Source organism: Nocardia cerradoensis NBRC 101014 (assembly GCF_000308535.1).
GTDB classification, from domain to species: Bacteria; Actinomycetota; Actinomycetes; order Mycobacteriales; family Mycobacteriaceae; genus Nocardia; species Nocardia cerradoensis.
In genome coordinates, this window is sequence record NZ_BAFW01000013.1 from 1 (window position 1) to 15,460 (window position 15,460).

The 15,460-nt window shown below is 67.3% G+C and carries 11 protein-coding genes, 4 tRNA genes and 2 pseudogenes; 9 read left to right on the forward strand and 8 right to left on the reverse strand.

Going from position 1 to position 15,460, the window contains the following annotated elements:
• The 4 genes and pseudogenes from ON23_RS02960 to ON23_RS02975 all read right to left on the reverse strand — a co-directional run.
• A pseudogene (locus tag ON23_RS02960) lies at window positions 1–371 on the reverse strand (LCP family protein); the annotation flags it as partial.
• 176 nt (window positions 372–547) lie between these two features.
• Entirely contained in the window at window positions 548–1,699 is a 1,152-nt protein-coding gene (dusB, locus tag ON23_RS02965; RefSeq protein WP_039776104.1) for a tRNA dihydrouridine synthase DusB, read from the reverse strand.
• Window positions 1,700–1,811: 112 nt separating this feature from the next.
• Entirely contained in the window at window positions 1,812–2,777 is a 966-nt protein-coding gene (locus ON23_RS02970) for an acyl-ACP desaturase (RefSeq protein ID WP_036497861.1), read from the reverse strand.
• A 314-nt stretch (window positions 2,778–3,091) separates the two neighbouring features.
• Window positions 3,092–3,164: transfer RNA gene (locus ON23_RS02975), tRNA-Lys, on the reverse strand.
• Between the two features lie 921 nt (window positions 3,165–4,085).
• Here ON23_RS02975 and ON23_RS02980 point away from each other — a divergent pair.
• From ON23_RS02980 to ON23_RS03015, 8 genes and pseudogenes are all read left to right on the forward strand, one after another.
• Complete coding sequence (locus ON23_RS02980) at window positions 4,086–4,751, forward strand: TetR family transcriptional regulator (protein WP_030517458.1); 666 nt, start codon at window positions 4,086–4,088, stop codon at window positions 4,749–4,751.
• A gap of 91 nt (window positions 4,752–4,842) precedes the next feature.
• Window positions 4,843–4,915: transfer RNA gene (locus ON23_RS02985), tRNA-Glu, on the forward strand.
• A 28-nt stretch (window positions 4,916–4,943) separates the two neighbouring features.
• A tRNA-Asp gene (locus ON23_RS02990) sits at window positions 4,944–5,017 on the forward strand.
• Between the two features lie 32 nt (window positions 5,018–5,049).
• A tRNA-Phe gene (locus tag ON23_RS02995) sits at window positions 5,050–5,123 on the forward strand.
• Window positions 5,124–5,440: 317 nt separating this feature from the next.
• Complete coding sequence (locus tag ON23_RS03000) at window positions 5,441–6,712, forward strand: PucR family transcriptional regulator (protein ID WP_039776107.1); 1,272 nt, start codon at window positions 5,441–5,443, stop codon at window positions 6,710–6,712.
• 328 nt (window positions 6,713–7,040) lie between these two features.
• On the forward strand, window positions 7,041–8,486 hold the full coding sequence (locus ON23_RS03005) for a class I adenylate-forming enzyme family protein (protein WP_039776109.1): 1,446 nt from the start codon (window positions 7,041–7,043) through the stop codon (window positions 8,484–8,486).
• A gap of 27 nt (window positions 8,487–8,513) precedes the next feature.
• Window positions 8,514–10,316, forward strand: a complete 1,803-nt coding sequence (locus ON23_RS03010) for a DUF3556 domain-containing protein (protein WP_039776111.1) — start codon at window positions 8,514–8,516, stop codon at window positions 10,314–10,316.
• Window positions 10,313–11,730 (forward strand): annotated as a pseudogene (locus ON23_RS03015) (phytoene desaturase family protein). The gene ON23_RS03010 and the pseudogene ON23_RS03015 overlap by 4 nt, the downstream one beginning before the upstream one ends.
• A gap of 35 nt (window positions 11,731–11,765) precedes the next feature.
• Here the strand turns inward: ON23_RS03015 and ON23_RS03020 are convergent.
• A complete protein-coding gene (locus tag ON23_RS03020; RefSeq protein WP_039776112.1) occupies window positions 11,766–12,461 on the reverse strand; it encodes a DUF1345 domain-containing protein in 696 nt (231 codons plus the stop codon).
• 117 nt (window positions 12,462–12,578) lie between these two features.
• Between ON23_RS03020 and ON23_RS03025 the strand changes: the two genes are divergently transcribed.
• A complete protein-coding gene (locus ON23_RS03025) occupies window positions 12,579–12,986 on the forward strand; it encodes a hypothetical protein (RefSeq protein WP_039776163.1) in 408 nt (135 codons plus the stop codon).
• A 12-nt stretch (window positions 12,987–12,998) separates the two neighbouring features.
• Here the strand turns inward: ON23_RS03025 and ON23_RS03030 are convergent, their stop codons facing one another.
• The 3 genes from ON23_RS03030 to ON23_RS03040 form a co-directional block, all read right to left on the reverse strand.
• Window positions 12,999–13,877, reverse strand: a complete 879-nt coding sequence (locus tag ON23_RS03030; protein WP_083903658.1) for a DUF1295 domain-containing protein — start codon at window positions 13,875–13,877, stop codon at window positions 12,999–13,001.
• A gap of 149 nt (window positions 13,878–14,026) precedes the next feature.
• Complete coding sequence (locus ON23_RS03035) at window positions 14,027–14,770, reverse strand: enoyl-CoA hydratase/isomerase family protein (protein ID WP_039776115.1); 744 nt, start codon at window positions 14,768–14,770, stop codon at window positions 14,027–14,029.
• 6 nt (window positions 14,771–14,776) lie between these two features.
• Window positions 14,777–15,439 (reverse strand): TetR/AcrR family transcriptional regulator, encoded by a 663-nt coding sequence (locus ON23_RS03040; protein WP_039776117.1) that lies wholly within the window; start codon window positions 15,437–15,439, stop codon window positions 14,777–14,779.
• Between the last annotated feature and the right edge of the window lie 21 nt (window positions 15,440–15,460).

A 15,460-nucleotide genomic window follows, 5' to 3' on the forward strand; every position in this document is an offset into this window, starting at 1 on the left:
TTCGGAGGCTGGGCGGCTCGCGGGTTGCCGCGACCGGCTGTCCGGTTCGCACCGGTGTCGGGCCGGGCGGTGTTATCCGTTGTGCGCCCGCGGTTTCCGGCCTGACGGCCGGTGTTCTCGGGTTGCGGGGTGCGGCCGGCGCCGCTTTCGGTCGCGGTGCGGCGCTTACCGGCCTCGTCCTTGCGGCGGCGCTCGATACGTTCACTGTCGACCCGCTGCACGAGGTCGTGGACGGTGATCGGCTTCGAGGTCTGCGGTTCGTCCGCACGCCGGTTCCGGGGGGCATCGTCGGAATCCGGCGCGGGGTATCGCTCCCACGGGGCGCGACCTCCGGGCCGGGACGAACGCCCGCGCCGATCGTCGTCACCCACCAACGAACCTCACTTCACTCTTCGTCGCGACCGGAGCTGTCGATTCCATCACTCCGGTGGCGGCACGCGCAGTCACATCTGGCCGAATCGGCCCCAGCCATGATAACGATTACGCCACAGTTGGCCACTTCTAAACCAGCCATCACTGTCGGCGCAGGTCGGAGAGTATGCGCGCGTCAGCCTCCGCTGTGCATCACATCGGCGGCCGAGGGCACGGTGGGATCCTCGGGATCGTCGAGCCAGCCCTCCGGCAGCACCACCTTCGCCGCCGGGGAACCCTGGCGGCCGCGCGGTCCCTGCGCATCCGCCGGGAACGGCACATCCGGCGGCAGCTGCTCGATCAGCTCGCGCAGCTGTGTGAGACTGCCCACGGTCGCGAAGCTGCGGCGCAGCTGCGAACCCAGCGGGAAGCCCATGAAATACCAGGCCATATGTTTGCGGATATCGCGCATGGCCTTGTCCTCGCCGTCGTGGTCGACGAGCAGGGTCGCGTGCCGGTACAGGATTTCGCCGACCCGGCCCAGGCGCGGTCCCTCCGGAATCGGTTCCCCGCGCAGCGCGGCGCTCAGTTCGGCGAACAGCCACGGCCGGCCCAGGCAACCGCGCCCGACAACCACACCGTCACAACCGGTTTCGGCGATCATCGCGAGTGCGTCTGCGGCGCTGAAGATATCGCCGTTGCCGAGTACCGGAATCGTGGTGACGGCCTCCTTGAGCCGCGCGATGGCCGACCAGTCGGCCGTGCCGGAATAGAGCTGCGCGGCGGTACGTGCGTGCAGCGACACCGCGGCGGCGCCCTCGGCCTCGGCGATGCGCCCGGTGTCGAGATAGGTCCGATGGTCGTCGTCGATGCCGATGCGGAATTTGAACGTCACCGGCACACCGGCGGGTTCGGCCGCCGCGACCATCTCCCGCACGATCTCGGCGAACAGCCGTCGCTTGTAGGGCAGCGCCGCACCGCCACCGAGCCGGGTCACCTTCTTCACGGGGCAGCCGAGGTTCATATCGATGTGGTCGGCCCAGCCCTCGCCGACGATGATGCGCACCGCCTCGCCGAGCGTCCTGGGGTCCACGCCGTAGAGCTGCATCGAGCGGGGATGCTCGTCCTCGTCGAAAGCCATCATGTGCAGCGTCTTCTCGTGCCGCTCGACCACCGCGCGGGCGGTGATCATCTCGCAGACGTAGATCGAGGTGCGGCTGCCGAATTCGCGGCACAGCTTCCGGAACGCGACATTGGTGATCCCGGCCATCGGCGCGAGCACCACCGGCGGATCGACGGGGTAGGGGCCGATTCGCAATCCGGTTCTGGTGTCGAGTGCCGCGGTCACGAGTTCCAGTGTCCCATCCGAATGACAGTGCGAGAGATCACAGGTCTCCCGGTGCGTGCGACGGGACCGGTGCCGTGCGGCACCGGTCCCGGTCGAAGTCGTGCGGGCGAGCTCAGCTCGCCGCGGTGAGGTCGCGCTCGCGCTTGGCGGCCTCGCGGGCCAGCATGCGGTCGCGCTGCTCCTCGAACTTCAGGACGTCCTTGCCCAGCTTGTCCAGGAACAGGCCGAGCCGCTCGCGGGTTTGCTCACCGCGCGCGGTGAAGTCGTCGCGCTCGAAGATCTGCCACTTCTTCAGCACCGGCTGCACTACGTCTTCGAGGTGCTGGCGCAGGTCGTAGATGCCGTGCTTGGCCATCAGCACACCGTTGCGACGGAAGTTCGGCATTCCGGCGCCGGGCATCTGGAAGTTCTCGAGGATCAGGGTGATCGCGTCGAGGGCCTGGTCGGGCGCCAGATCCAGCGCCGCACCGCACATGTTGCGGTAGAAGATCATGTGCAGGTTCTCGTCGGCGGCGACGCGCTGCAGCATACGGTCGGCGATCGCGTCGTCGCACACCTTGCCGGTGTTGCGGTGGCTGACGCGGGTGGCCAGCTCCTGGAAGGTCACATAGGCGACCGAGTGCAGGAAGCCGGCGTCGGCCTCGGCGGGAGAGGCGAAACCGTTGGTCATGTGGACCATGCGGGCTTGTTCCAGCGCCACCGGGTCCACGCCGCGGGTGACCACGAGGTAGTCGCGCATCACGATGCCGTGGCGGTTCTCCTCGGCGGTCCAGCGGCCGACCCAGGTTCCCCAGGCGCCGTCCTGGGAGAAGTTCTCGGCGATCTCGCGGTGGTAGGAGGGCAGGTTGTCCTCGGTGAGGAGGTTGGTGATCATCGCGGCCTTCGCCACTTCACTGAGCTTCGACTGCTCCGGATCCCAGTCGACGCCGCCCAGCGCGGCGAAGTTGCGCCCCTCGTCCCACGGCACGTAGTCGTGCGGGTGCCATTCCTTGGCCATCGAAAGGTGCCGGTTGACGTTTTCTTCGGCAACCGGCTCCAACTCCGTCAGCAGCTCGAGTTGAGTCAGATCCCTTGCCATACATACGCCCTTCGGTGTTGTCGTGCGATATTGCTGGTCGCCCCCCTGCTGGCCGTGCCGCCGCCGCCCATACCTTACGGCACCGTAGGTGTGATGCGAAGCGCACCTGTATGAGTTCACAGCATCGGTGACGGAACTCATAAGGGTGTTCGGCACATGCCCCAACCGGTTGCGAGTGTAGGGGGGAGACCTGTGCGCCAACGGTGTATCGGCTGGGAGTTGCGAACGTTAGCCGAGTATCGGATTGCGCAGGTACCGGGCATCCGCGCAGGGAGACGGCGATGGGCCGGAGCTTTCGCTCCGGCCCATCGGTGTGCCCCCACCAGGGCTCGAACCTGGGACCTGCGGATTAAAAGTCCGTAGCTCTACCAACTGAGCTATAGGGGCGCGGTCCGCAAGTCTAATGTTTCGCGCGCGGAAGTGGTAACCGGTATCCGTGTGACGGTGTCGCGGTGGGTATCTGCGCTGGTCGCGCCGGGTTCGACGGCCGGGTGGCGGCGCCCGGGAGCGGGATGGCCGCCGGCGATATCCGGGGCACCCCCTGAACGCCGGGCGGCGCCCGCCGCGACGGTCCGGGGGTTGCGCATCCCGGCCCCGCCGGTTCCGGAGCGTCGCGGCGTTCCCGTATACCCGGCCGATTGCCGGGCAATCGCCTTGCTCAGCAATTTGTTTCAGCGCGGAAGTGTGGAAACATTGTCCAAACGTAGTGCGTGACAACATATTTGGTACGGGAGGTGATCGTGTCGGTGGATCCGCCCGGTGGCCGACCGCAGCGGCCGGGATGAGTCCCGGGTATCCACGGCGCCGGCCGGTGGTGGTGAACATTGCTGGGGCGCGCCGGAATTCGCATGCCCGGACGCTAACCGGGCATTTGCCACAACCGGTTCCGGTTCCCGGTGAAGTGACTCCTCGGTACGTGGCGCGTCGTCCCGGGATTCGGGGTACGGTGATCGCTTGGTGAATTCCGGCGAATCCGGGAGATCTTCCGGCCGTTGGGATTCGGCCGAAGGTTGTGGTGCCGGCACATCTCGCGATCGGCCGGGCCGGTCACGAGGTCGGAGGAGGCGACGTCGCAGGAGGCGGATCCGAGACGAACAAAACGCCCGGGTGCGCACCCCCTGCGGCGCACCCGGACGTCGAAACTATACCAGCTGGTGTGTTTCAGGTATTCCTGCGAATTTTCGTACCGAAAGTCTGAAAGCCGGGCGTTAGCCCGGAATTAAGTATTTGAAAATCTAATAACTTCTCGTCGAGGACCGTCTCCTATCGGTTCCTCCGGCGGCAAGCAGCTTCGGAGGCGTTTCGAGCATGGCACGGCAGCAAGAGCGGGCCCGCCGGACACGGGCGGCGATCATCAGGTCCGCCGCCGTTGAATTCGGGAAGAGCGGCTATGCCGCGGCATCGCTGAATCGCATATTGGAGGGATCGCGCGCGACCAAGGGCGCGATGTACTTCCATTTCGATTCCAAGGAGGATCTGGCCCGGGCGGTGCTGGACGCTGCCGTCGAACGATATCGGGCGACCACCGAAAGGTGGCTGGCCAGAACGGATCTCGAGCCGCTGGACATCATGCACGGGATGATCGACGAGGTCGCGCTGCGCCTGGAGAACGACATCATCGCCCAGGCGGAGTTCCGGCTCGTGATCGAACCGGAGTTCTATCAGGACGCGCGGGCCGGCGGCAGCCGCATCGTCAGCCGGTCGGCGCGGCTGCTCGCGGTGCGCGCCGTCGACCGCAAACAGCTGCGCCTGGACACCGACCCGGACCGCTTCACCCGCACCCTGGCCGCCGCGCTGGCCGGACAGCGCTACATCATCGATCTGCTCGGCGGCGGGGTCGATCTGCGCACCCGGTTCACCGAGGCGCTGGAGGTGATCATCGAGGCGATGGCGACTCAGGATTGGCTCGAGGAGTTCCGCCGGCACGGCTGGAAGGCCTCGGCACGCCTGGAAGATCTGAATCTGGGCCTCTGACCAGCCGATTTGGGAATAGCGCAAAGCCTGTCATAAGCTATGCGAGCTCCCAACGGAAGCCGTTGAGGTACGGACCGGAGAGATCCGGCGGGCCCCCTTCGTCTAGCGGCCTAGGACGCCGCCCTTTCAAGGCGGTAGCGCGGGTTCGAATCCCGTAGGGGGTACGGTGGCAACACCGTTGAGAGCATGCAAGGCCCTGTGGCGCAGTTGGTTAGCGCGCCGCCCTGTCACGGCGGAGGTCGCGGGTTCGAGTCCCGTCAGGGTCGCTTTGTTGTACGGCATTCGGTTCGGGTGCCCCGGCCAGGTAGCTCAGTTGGTACGAGCGTCCGCCTGAAAAGCGGAAGGTCGCCGGTTCGATCCCGGCCTTGGCCACTTCAATCCCCTCGACCTGCGGTCGGGGGGATTTTTCGTGTCCGGGATCACCGTGCGTTGAGAGAGCCACGTCGACAGGGCGTCGGCGGGTACCGCGCCCACGCCGCCGGACCCGAGCGCTACCGACAGAATTCGGATGACCGCATAGCTCGCGCCGGTCCCAGAGGCGCCGGCGGCCGGCTGGTCGTGGCTCGTGTGCGCGAGGTGCGGTGTCTTTCGGCCTGCCGTGACAGATATGGACCGTTCGTTCGTCTCGGGGAGACGAAATCTGCGCGGAACGGCGGTCGGGGTGGGGCTGGGGGCATACCGTCCGTGGTGTGGCGAAGGCGCGGGATGGTGATGTCGGCTCGGGCGAATATGTCGCTCGGATCGCCGCGCGGTTGAACGAGCAGGTGACCGGGGTCAGTTCGCTGATCAAGGATGCGCTCGAGCAGCGCATTCCGGAGTTGCGGGGGGATGCGCGGACGGTCGAGTTGCTGGGGGCCAGTGTCGAGGGGAATGTCGACACGATTCTGCATGCGCTGCGGCACGGCATCGCGGTGGAGCGGATCACCGCGCCGACCGCCGCGCTCGAATACGCGCGGCGGCTCGCGCAGCATGGGGTGCCGGTGAATGCGCTGGTGCGGGCGTATCGGCTGGGGCAGCGGCGGTTGACCGAGCTGGTGTTCGCGGAACTGCACGCCATCGATATGGAGCCGACGACGCGGATCGCGGTGATCGAGGAGATCACCGACGTGCTGTTCGCCTATATCGACTGGATCTCGCAGCAGGTTGTCGCGGTCTACGAGGAGGAGCGCGAACGGTGGCTGGAGAACCGAAACAGCCTGCGCGCCATGCGGGTCCGGGAGGTGCTGGCCCAGGACACGGCCGTCGACGTCGACGACGCCACCGCCGCGATCCGGTATCCGCTGCGCCGGCATCACGTGGCCATGGTGCTCTGGTACCCGGACGCCGATTCCGACAGCGACGACCTGGCGCGGTTGCAACGGTTCGTCCGGGAACTGGCCGGGGCCGTCGATGTGGCTGCCGCCCCGCTGTTCGCCGCGGCCGACCGCACCAGCGGATGGGTCTGGCTGCCGTACACCTCGGATCCCGATGATCCGGCCGCGCGGATCCGCCGCTTCGCCGCCACCCGGCCGGACGCACCTCATATCGCGATCGGCGCCGCGGGGGTCGGCGTCGAGGGGTTCCGCCGCTCGCATCGCCAGGCCCAGCAGGCCCGCACGGTGGCGGCCCGGAGCGGGGCGGCGGACAAGGTCGTGGCGGCAACCGATCCGGGCTTGACCGCGGCCGCGCTGCTCGGCGAGAACCCGGCGGCCGTCCGGGACTGGGTCGCCGACGTCCTCGGACCGCTGGCGACCGACACCGCGAGCGATGCCCGGCTGCGCGACACCCTGCGTGTGTTCCTGCGCACCGGATCCAGCTACAAGGCGGCGGCGCAGGAACTGGATCTGCACTACAACTCGGTGAAGTACCGGGTGAGTCGCGCGGTGTCGCGGCGCGGGCGACCGATCGCCGATGACCGGCTCGATGTGGAGATCGCGCTGCTGGTGTGCCGGTGGTACGGCAAATCGGTACTCGTGCGCTGAGCCCGCGACCGTGCGCCGATCATGAGCGCGGCCGCCCGCGGTGCGCCAGGTGGTCAGTGCACGGCCGCCGGTTCCGGCCGATGTGGGTGAACTGATCGTGCAAAGCTCGCCGATCCTGCGCGTTTTCTCGCATTGTCGCGGAGGTTTGCACGGAAAGTTCAGGGGGACGCGCCGGGACACCGCACCAGCCGGTCACCGCCGGCCGCACATTCTTTGTCTCGCGAAGACGACACTTCCGGAGTAATTCGTCCACACGCGACGGTGTGGTCCAGCTCACTAATTTCTACCGTTGACGTGTCCGTTCGAGACCGAAGATTCAGGACCGTCCATGCACCTTTCCGAGTTACCCGACCTGCGCAGCCGGCATGACCCCGGCGGGCCCTGTGTGGCCGACGATCAGGTCGAGCTGACCAACGCCGAGTTCGCCGATGCCGTACGACGCGCGGCCACCGCCCTTGCCGCGCACGGAGTTTCCTCCGGCGATGTCGTCGCGGTGATGTTGCCCAACACCGTGGCGCTGGTGGTGTCCCTGTTCGCCGCATGGCGGCTGGGCGCCGCGGTGACGCCGATCAATCCGTCGCTGGTTCCGGCCGAGGCCGGCTATCAGGTCACCGATGCCGGGGCCGAGGTGCTGGTCACCGATCGGCCGACCGATATCGGGGTCACGGTCCTCACCCCTGCCGAGCTCACCGCGCGACCGTCCGCCGATATCGCCCCCGAAACTCGCGACGACGCGCTGGCCCTGCTCGTCTACACCAGTGGGACCACCGGGCGGCCCAAGGGCGTCATGCTCGATCACGCGAACCTGAACGCGATGTGCGCCATGGCGATCGGCGCCTTCGAACTCACGGCCGGCGACCACAGCCTGCTGGTTTTGCCGCTGTTCCATGTCAACGGCATCGTGGTGAGCACCCTTTCGCCGCTGCTCGCCGGCGGGCGTACCACGATCGCGGGACGGTTCAGCCCGACCGCGTTCTTCGACCGGCTCGAACGCAGCCGTGCCACCTACTTCTCCGCGGTGCCGACCATCTACACGATGCTGGCCGATCTGCCGCCGGACGTGGCCCCCGATACCTCATCGGTGCGATTCGCGGTCTGCGGTGCCGCACCTGCCAGTGCCGAACTGCTGCGGAAGTTCGAAAACCGTTACGGCATACCGATCGTCGAGGGCTACGGCCTCTCCGAGGGCACCTGCGCGAGCGTCGTCAATCCGCTGCGCGGCCGCCGCAAGCCGGGCACGGTCGGTCTCCCGCTGCCCGGCCAGACGATCCGCATCGCCGACCCCGACGGCAATCCGGTCGCCGACGGTGCCGCGGGCGAGGTGCTGATCCAGGGCCCGAATGTCATGCGCGGCTATCTGAATCGGCCGGAGGACACCGCCCGGACGCTCATCGACGGCTGGCTGCACACCGGCGATATCGGCCGCATCGACGAGGACGGCTACCTCGTCCTGGTGGACCGCGCCAAGGACATGATCATCCGCGGCGGCGAGAACATCTATCCCAAGGAGATCGAGAGCGTCGTCTACCAGCTGCCCGAGGTCGCCGAGGCCGCGGTGGTCGGCCGGGCCAGCGAGCTCTACGGCGAGGAGCCCGTGCTGTTCCTCGCCCTGAACTCCGGCGCCACCCTCACCGCCGAACAGGTGCTCGCCCATACCCGGCGGAACTTGTCGAAATACAAACTGCCGGTGGCGATCACCTTCCTCGACGACCTGCCCAAGAACGCCGTCGGCAAACTCGACAAACCGTCGCTGCGCCGCGTGACCACCGCCTGATCCGCCCCACGAGAAGGAGATATTCCGATGGGATTCACGAAGCCGGATCTACCGGCAGTCGATCCGGACACGTTCCTGCAGAAACCGCTGATGGAGCGAATGCGCATCCTCGGTGCCGATTGGGCCGAAAACGGCTTCGGCTCACCGAAGATGGTGCATTGCGTCTACATCCTCAAACTGGTCGTGTTCTACGCGATCGGTGGAATCACGGTGGCCACACTGACTTCCGGCCTCCCGGCGTTCTGGCATGTCGCCGAATGGTGGAATCAGCCGATCGTCTATCAGAAGGCGGTCGTCTGGACGGTGCTGCTGGAGGTCGTCGGTCTCGCCGGTTCGTGGGGGCCGTTGGCCGGCAAGGTGAAACCGATGACCGGTGGCATCCTGTTCTGGGCCCGGCCCGGCACCATCCGGCAACGCCCGTGGGCGTGGGTGCCCGGTACCGGCGGAGATCGCCGCACCTGGTTCGACGTCACCCTGTATCTGGCCCTCCTGGCGAGTCTGGTGCTCGCGCTGGCTCTGCCCGGCGCGCACAGTGATTCGCTCGCGGCGGCTGTGCCGGACAACGTGTCCGGGCTCATCGCTCCCGCCGTGCTGCTGGCGCCGATCGTGCTGCTGATTCTCAACGGCCTGCGCGACAAGGTCGTCTTCCTCGGCGCCCGCGGCGAGCAGTATCTGCCGGCGCTGATCGCGTTCACCGTGTTCCCGTTCGTCGACATGATCGTCGCGTTGAAACTGCTGATCGTGGTGGTCTGGGTGTGCGCCGGATTCTCCAAACTCGGCAAGCATTTCTCCAACGTGGTGCCGCCGATGGTGTCCAACAGCCCGTCGGTGCCGTTCAAGTCGGTGAAACGCGCGCACTACAAGGACTTCCCGCGCGATATGCGTCCCTCCGGCATCGCGCATTTCATGGCCCACGTCAACGGCACCTGCGTGGAGATGCTGGTCCCGCTGGTGCTGCTGTTCTCCACGAACAAGTGGGTGACGTCGATCGCGGTGCTGATCATGGTGATCTTCCACCTCTTCATCGTGTCCACCTTCCCGCTGGCCGTGCCGCTGGAATGGAACGTGCTGTTCGCCTATGCCACCGTTTTCCTGTTCCTCGGATTCCCGGCGTGGAACGGATACGCCGTGTGGGACATGTCGCCGGTGTGGCTGGCGGTCCCGGTGGTCGCCGCGCTGCTGTTCTTCCCGGTGCTCGGCAATCTGCGGCCCGACAAGGTGTCGTTCCTGCCGTCGATGCGCCAGTACGCGGGCAACTGGGCCTCGGCGGTGTGGACGTTCACCCCGGGCGCCGAGGAGAAGTTGAACCGGGTGACCCGCTCGGCCGGCAATCAGATCGATCAGTTCATCGATTTCGGTTACGAACCGCAGTGGGCGGAGATCACCCTGCAGAAGACGATCGCCTGGCGCACCCTGCACAGCCAGGGCCGCGGCCTGTTCTCGTTGCTGATCGCGCGGCTGCCCGATATCGATTCGCGTACGGTCCGGGAGGGGGAGTTCCTGTGCAACTCGATCGTGGGGTTCAATTTCGGTGACGGCCACTTCCACGACGAGGGGATGATCCGCGCGGTGCAGGACGAGGCTCGCTTCGAACCCGGCGAATGTGTGGTCGCCTGGGTGGAATCGGAGGCGTTCGGCAGCGGCGTGCAGCACTACAAGCTGATCGACGCCGCGCTGGGCGTGATCGAACGCGGCACCTGGCGGGTCGCGGACGCGGTCGCCGAGCAGCCCTGGCTGCCGAACGGGCCGATTCCCCTGCGGCCCACCTGGACTCGTGCCGCCGCAGCGCGGATCGAACCCACGCAGGACGATTTCGGAGTGGTGGCGTGACAACCGCACTGGTGGTCGGCGGCGGGCCCAACGGGCTCGCCGCCGCCGTCGCCCTCGCCTCCGAAGGTGTCGAGGTCACCGTGCTCGAAGCGGCCGAGCGGATCGGTGGCGGCACGCGCAGCAGCGAGGCGATCGTTCCCGGCCTGCTGCACGACCACTGCTCGGCCATCCACCCGATGGCCGTCGGATCCCCGTTCCTGACCAGCCTGGGCCTGGACCGCTACGGGCTCCGCTGGCGGCTGGCCGAGATCGACTGTGTGCATCCGCTCGATGACGGCAGCGCCGGTGTGCTGTACCGCTCGGTCGAGCAGACCGCGGCAGGGCTCGGTCGCGACGGCTCGCGCTGGCGCCTGGCATTCGAACGCCCGGTGCGGCGATACGACGCGCTGAGCGAGGACATCATGCGCCCGCTGCTGCGCGTGCCGCACCATCCCCTGACGCTGGCCCGGTTCGGGATGCCGACGCTGTTGCCCGGATCCACCGTTGCCCGGCTGTTCCGGACCGAGCAGGCGCGCGCGTTGTTCGGAGGTGTTGCGGCGCATGCCTTCCGGCCGTTGCATCAGCCGCTCACCTCGGCCATCGGACTCGGGATCCTCACGGCCGGGCATCGGCACGGCTGGGCGGTCGCGTCCGGCGGATCACAGGCGATCAGCGATGCGATGGCGGCGCTGCTGACGGAGCTGGGCGGAAAGATCGAGACCGGGGTGCCGATCGAGTCGGCCGCGCAGCTGGCCCCGGCGACATCACGCTCTTCGATCTGGCGCCCGATGCGGTCGGCCGCATTCTCGGGGATCGGCTGCCCGGCCGAGTCCGTCGGGCGTTCAGCCGCTTCCGTCGCGGCCCCGGCGCCTTCAAGGTGGATTTCGCGGTGGCGGACGGAGTGCCGTGGACCAATCCGCAGGCTCGCCGTGCCGGAACCGTCCATCTCGCCGGGACCTACGGTGAGCTGGCCGCGACCGAACGTGAGATTCACGCCGGTCGGATGCCCGAGCGTCCGTTCGTCCTGATCGGCCAGCAGTATCTGGCCGATCCGCAGCGCTCGGCAGGCGATGTGCACCCGGTGTGGAGTTATGCGCACGTCCCCAACGGCTTCACCGGCGACGCGACCGAGGCGATCATCGCCCAGATCGAGCGATTCGCGCCCGGGTTCCGGGAACGCATTGTGGGACAGGCGGTTCGCTCGACGACCGAGATGGCCGTCTACAACCCGAACTACGCCGGCGGCGACATCATGACCGGCGCCAAGGACATTCGACAGCTGATGTTCGGACCGCGCACCACGTTGTCTCCCTACAGTCTCGGCGTCCGAGGCATGTACATCTGTTCGGCGGCAACGCCACCCGGGCCGGGAGCGCACGGAATGTGCGGCGCCAATGCGGCACAGCTCGCGCTCGCCGAGTTGAGGCGCGGGTAGGGGCCGAGGCACCTCGTCGCGGAAGCCCTGCCCGATCACTTCAACACGTTGACCGCCCGCGCGATGACCAGCGCCGCGGTGATCAGCGACAGCGCCGATTCGGCCATCATCAGCGTCTTGGCCCAGCGCGTCATCGGCATCACATCGGTGGGGCTGAAGGCGGTGGCGTTGGTGAACGACAGGTAGAGGTAGTCGAGGAATTCCGGTTCCCAGTCGGCGGGCGCCAGGTCGCGGTTCTGCATCTGGACGAACAGGAAATCCGGGAGCGGCTCACGGGCGTGCGCCCGGGCAGCCGGCCCGCCGCGATCGAATTCCCAATACCAGAGCGCGAATACGGTGACGTTGGTCAGCCAGATGGCCGCGCCGGAACCGAGCAGCACCGGCGGATCGTTGCTGAGGGTGCCGTCGATGAGCCCGGCGACGAGCCGGAACACCGACCATGCGGTGGCGATTCCCAGCAGCGCCGACATCGCCAGGCCACACCACCGCAGCCAGATCTCCTCCCGATCCAGCCGCACCGGGCTGCTCACCACCAGCACGATGAGCAGCAGCACCTCGAGCAGGGGCAGCAGCCAGATCGGCCGCAGCTGGAAATGATGTGGCAGCAGCAGTTGCAGCACGATGATCCCCACCATCGCCGCCGTCGCCGCCCACCGCGATTCGCCCGCGGTGCGCCGTTTCCACGCCGGGATCTCGTCGCCGCTGGAGCTGTCGTTTCCGGAGCCGCTCACCCGAGCAGTATTGCCCGCGCGAAGACGGCATGCACGCAGGAACGCGGGCTCGTCAGGGCGGGCGACCCTAAGATGGGGAACCACAGCGCGTATGTCGGCTCGCAGGAGGGCTCGGTGATGACTGTGGTTCGCAAGGTAGTTCTGGGCGGCGCGATTGCCGTGCTGCTCGGCTCGGGTGCCGGCGCGGCGGCCGCGGAGACGGTTCCGTTTCAGATCAACCCCGCGCCGTACGGTAATCCGAACGGCAGCGTCGATTCGCTACCCGCCCGCTGTGTGGCCGTCACCGGTGCACGAGCGGGGGAAATCACCATCACCGGCGCGAACGACCGTGGGTGGGGCTGCTATTCGGCGCCGGTGCGATGGTTGAACCTCGCCACCGGCGCATCCGGCGAAGCGCATCTTTCCGACGGCCTCAACGGGATTCCGCCGGCCGTCACGGTCGTGACCGGGAGCGGACCCGTCGTCGCCGTCGTTCTCACCGGCGGCGTGTACACGCCCGGCCTCGTCTCCGTGCAGGTGCCGTAACCGACGGGCGGCTCACAGCGCGCGGGGCCGCGGTGGCAGCGGCACGAAGGCCGAAACCCGCTGCACCACATCGCGATACGCGGGTCGTCGCTGGAGGCTGCGCTGTTCCATCATCGGAATGCTGACGCCCACGAACATCGCGACCATCGTCACCACACCCGCGAGAACCCACCAGCTGCCCGGGGCTGCGGCCAGACCGAACAGGCCGAACGAGAGCCAGACGCCGCACTCGCCGAAATAGTTCGGATGCCGCGACCACGCCCAGACACCGCGGTCCATGACCTGGCCGGGAGATTTGGTGGCGGCGAAGCGATGCATCTGCAGATCGGCGACGGCTTCCAGCGTCACCGCGCCCGCACCGATCACGAAGGCGACCACGTCGAGCACGCCGAACGGTTCGCCGGCGCGCGTCGCGACCACGTACACCGGAATCATCCCGGCGAACACCTGCAACGTCGGAAAGACGTGAATTCCGAACAGATCCGCGGCGAAGGCGAATCTGCCCGCGCGTTCGCGCACCATCGGATAGCGCCAATCCTCGTGGTGCATACCGGGAAAGGTGGACACCCAGTTGGCGGTGAGCCGCACCGCCCACACCAGCATGACGGCCATCAGCAGCCACCAGCGCGCCGAATTCGACGGCTCGTCGCTGCGGAACCACCAGTAGAAGGCGAGCAGCGGCGGGATCACGCTCCAGTACGGGTCGTAGAAACTGGAATTCTGGTAGATCCGGCTGAATACGAACACCACGACCGTGGCGATCAGATCGGCGATCAGGCCGTTCAACCACAGCTGCCCGGTATCCGGGCCCCACAGCAGCCAGGCGAGTCCCACGACGACGGCGATCACATAGGCCAGCGCGACTCGAACCAGGGCGCCCACTCTGCTCATGAGCGCACTCTAGGCACTGCGCGGCCGAGCGGAGCCGGATTCGGACAACACCGGCAGTCCGCCGGATCAGCGCCGAACTGATCGTGCAAACCGCGCCGTTTCTCGGCGATTTCCGGATTTCCAGGCGAGGTTTGCACGAATAATTCGCCCTAGCGGGAAACGAATTCGTCCAAGCGGCGGCCAGTCTCCTCGGTGTGGATGAGTGCCCGGATTTCGGTGCGCTCCAGGGCATACCCCGCTCCGGTGCCTGTCGCGTCGATACACCGTTTGGCAGCGGTGTAGGCGTGCGCGGGAAGATCGGCCAGCCGTCCGGCGAGTGTCAGCGCGGTGGCGGCAGGATCCTCGACGGCCCGATGCACCAGGCCGAGGCGTTCGGCGGTCGTCCCGTCGATCAGCTCCGCGCCGAGAATCAGCCGATAGGCGACGGCCGGGCCGACCAACCGGGTAAGCCGCTGGGTGCCACCGGCTCCCGGCAGCAAACCGATACCCACCTCGGGCAACCCGATCTTGGCGGTAGCGCGCGCGACCCGGAAGTCGCAGGCGAGGGCCAGTTCGAATCCGCCGCCGGTGGCCGCACCGCCGATTTCGGCGATCGTGGGTTTTCCCAGCGCCGCCAGCGCCGCGAACGCATCCTGCAGCAGCAAACAGAATTTCTCCAGCCGCACGCCTCGGTCGGGCAGTTCCCGCCAGGAATCCATCATGGCGATATCGGCGCCCGCGCAGAACACCTTCGCCGCACTGCGTACCACGACCGCACGCACTTCCGGGTCCGCACCGAGTTCGGTGACCGCCGTGGCGAATTCACCCGCCTGCGCCTCGTCGAAGGCGTTGACCGGCGGGCGATCGAGGGTGAGGACGCCGACGGCGCCGATACGAGACAGCGTGACCGACAAGATATTTCACTCCATGAGATGTCGATAGCGCTCGGCGACTGCCGGAGCGAGCAGGGTGGGCAGCACGAAACGCACCTGTGCCCGGATGTATTGCTCGACGGTGTAGCGCGGCGCGAAATGCCAATGTTTGAGGGCCCAGGCGTGGGCGAGCATCATCAGGTTGAAGACGACGAGATCCGGATCGAGGTCGTTCATCAGCCCGGCCGCGATTCCCGCCTCGACCGCGGCCCGCAGCGGGGCCGAGGTTTCCACCTCGAGTTCCTTGATCCGTTCGCGGCCTTGCGGATCGAGGGTCCGGCTCTCCCGATAGGTCAGAACCACGGCGTCGAGGTTCTCGTCGACGATTTCCACATAGTGGCGGAAACCGGCGACGAGTCGCTCCACCGGATCGTCGCCGACCGCGTCCATGGCCGGATCCAATTCGTCCCGGAAGGCGTCGAGGATGTCGACGATGGCCGCGAGCAGCAGGTCTTCCTTACCGCCGAAGTACTTGTAGATGAGCCCGACGCTCACATCGGCCTGATCCGCGAGTGCCTGCATCGACATCTGATGAAAGCCTGTGGTCTGCATGACGGCGACGGCCGCGTTGAGGAGTTGGCGCCGGCGCGAACTGGTTCGCACCGCACGCACCGCCTCCTCGATTTCCATCGGTGCGGATCGCTTCGCCATCGGGCCTACCCTTCCGTATCT

Excerpts from the sequence above, each read along its gene's own strand:
- ON23_RS02970 (WP_036497861.1), bottom strand. The coding sequence starts at position 2,777 with ATGGCAAGGGATCTGACTCAACTCGAGCTGCTGACGGAGTTGGAGCCG.
- ON23_RS02980 (WP_030517458.1), top strand. The coding sequence starts at position 4,086 with ATGGCACGGCAGCAAGAGCGGGCCCGCCGGACACGGGCGGCGATCATC.
- ON23_RS03005 (WP_039776109.1), top strand. The coding sequence starts at position 7,041 with ATGCACCTTTCCGAGTTACCCGACCTGCGCAGCCGGCATGACCCCGGC.
- ON23_RS03010 (WP_039776111.1), top strand. The coding sequence starts at position 8,514 with ATGGGATTCACGAAGCCGGATCTACCGGCAGTCGATCCGGACACGTTC.
- ON23_RS03025 (WP_039776163.1), top strand. The coding sequence starts at position 12,579 with ATGACTGTGGTTCGCAAGGTAGTTCTGGGCGGCGCGATTGCCGTGCTG.
- ON23_RS03030 (WP_083903658.1), bottom strand. The coding sequence starts at position 13,877 with ATGAGCAGAGTGGGCGCCCTGGTTCGAGTCGCGCTGGCCTATGTGATC.
- ON23_RS03040 (WP_039776117.1), bottom strand. The coding sequence starts at position 15,439 with ATGGCGAAGCGATCCGCACCGATGGAAATCGAGGAGGCGGTGCGTGCG.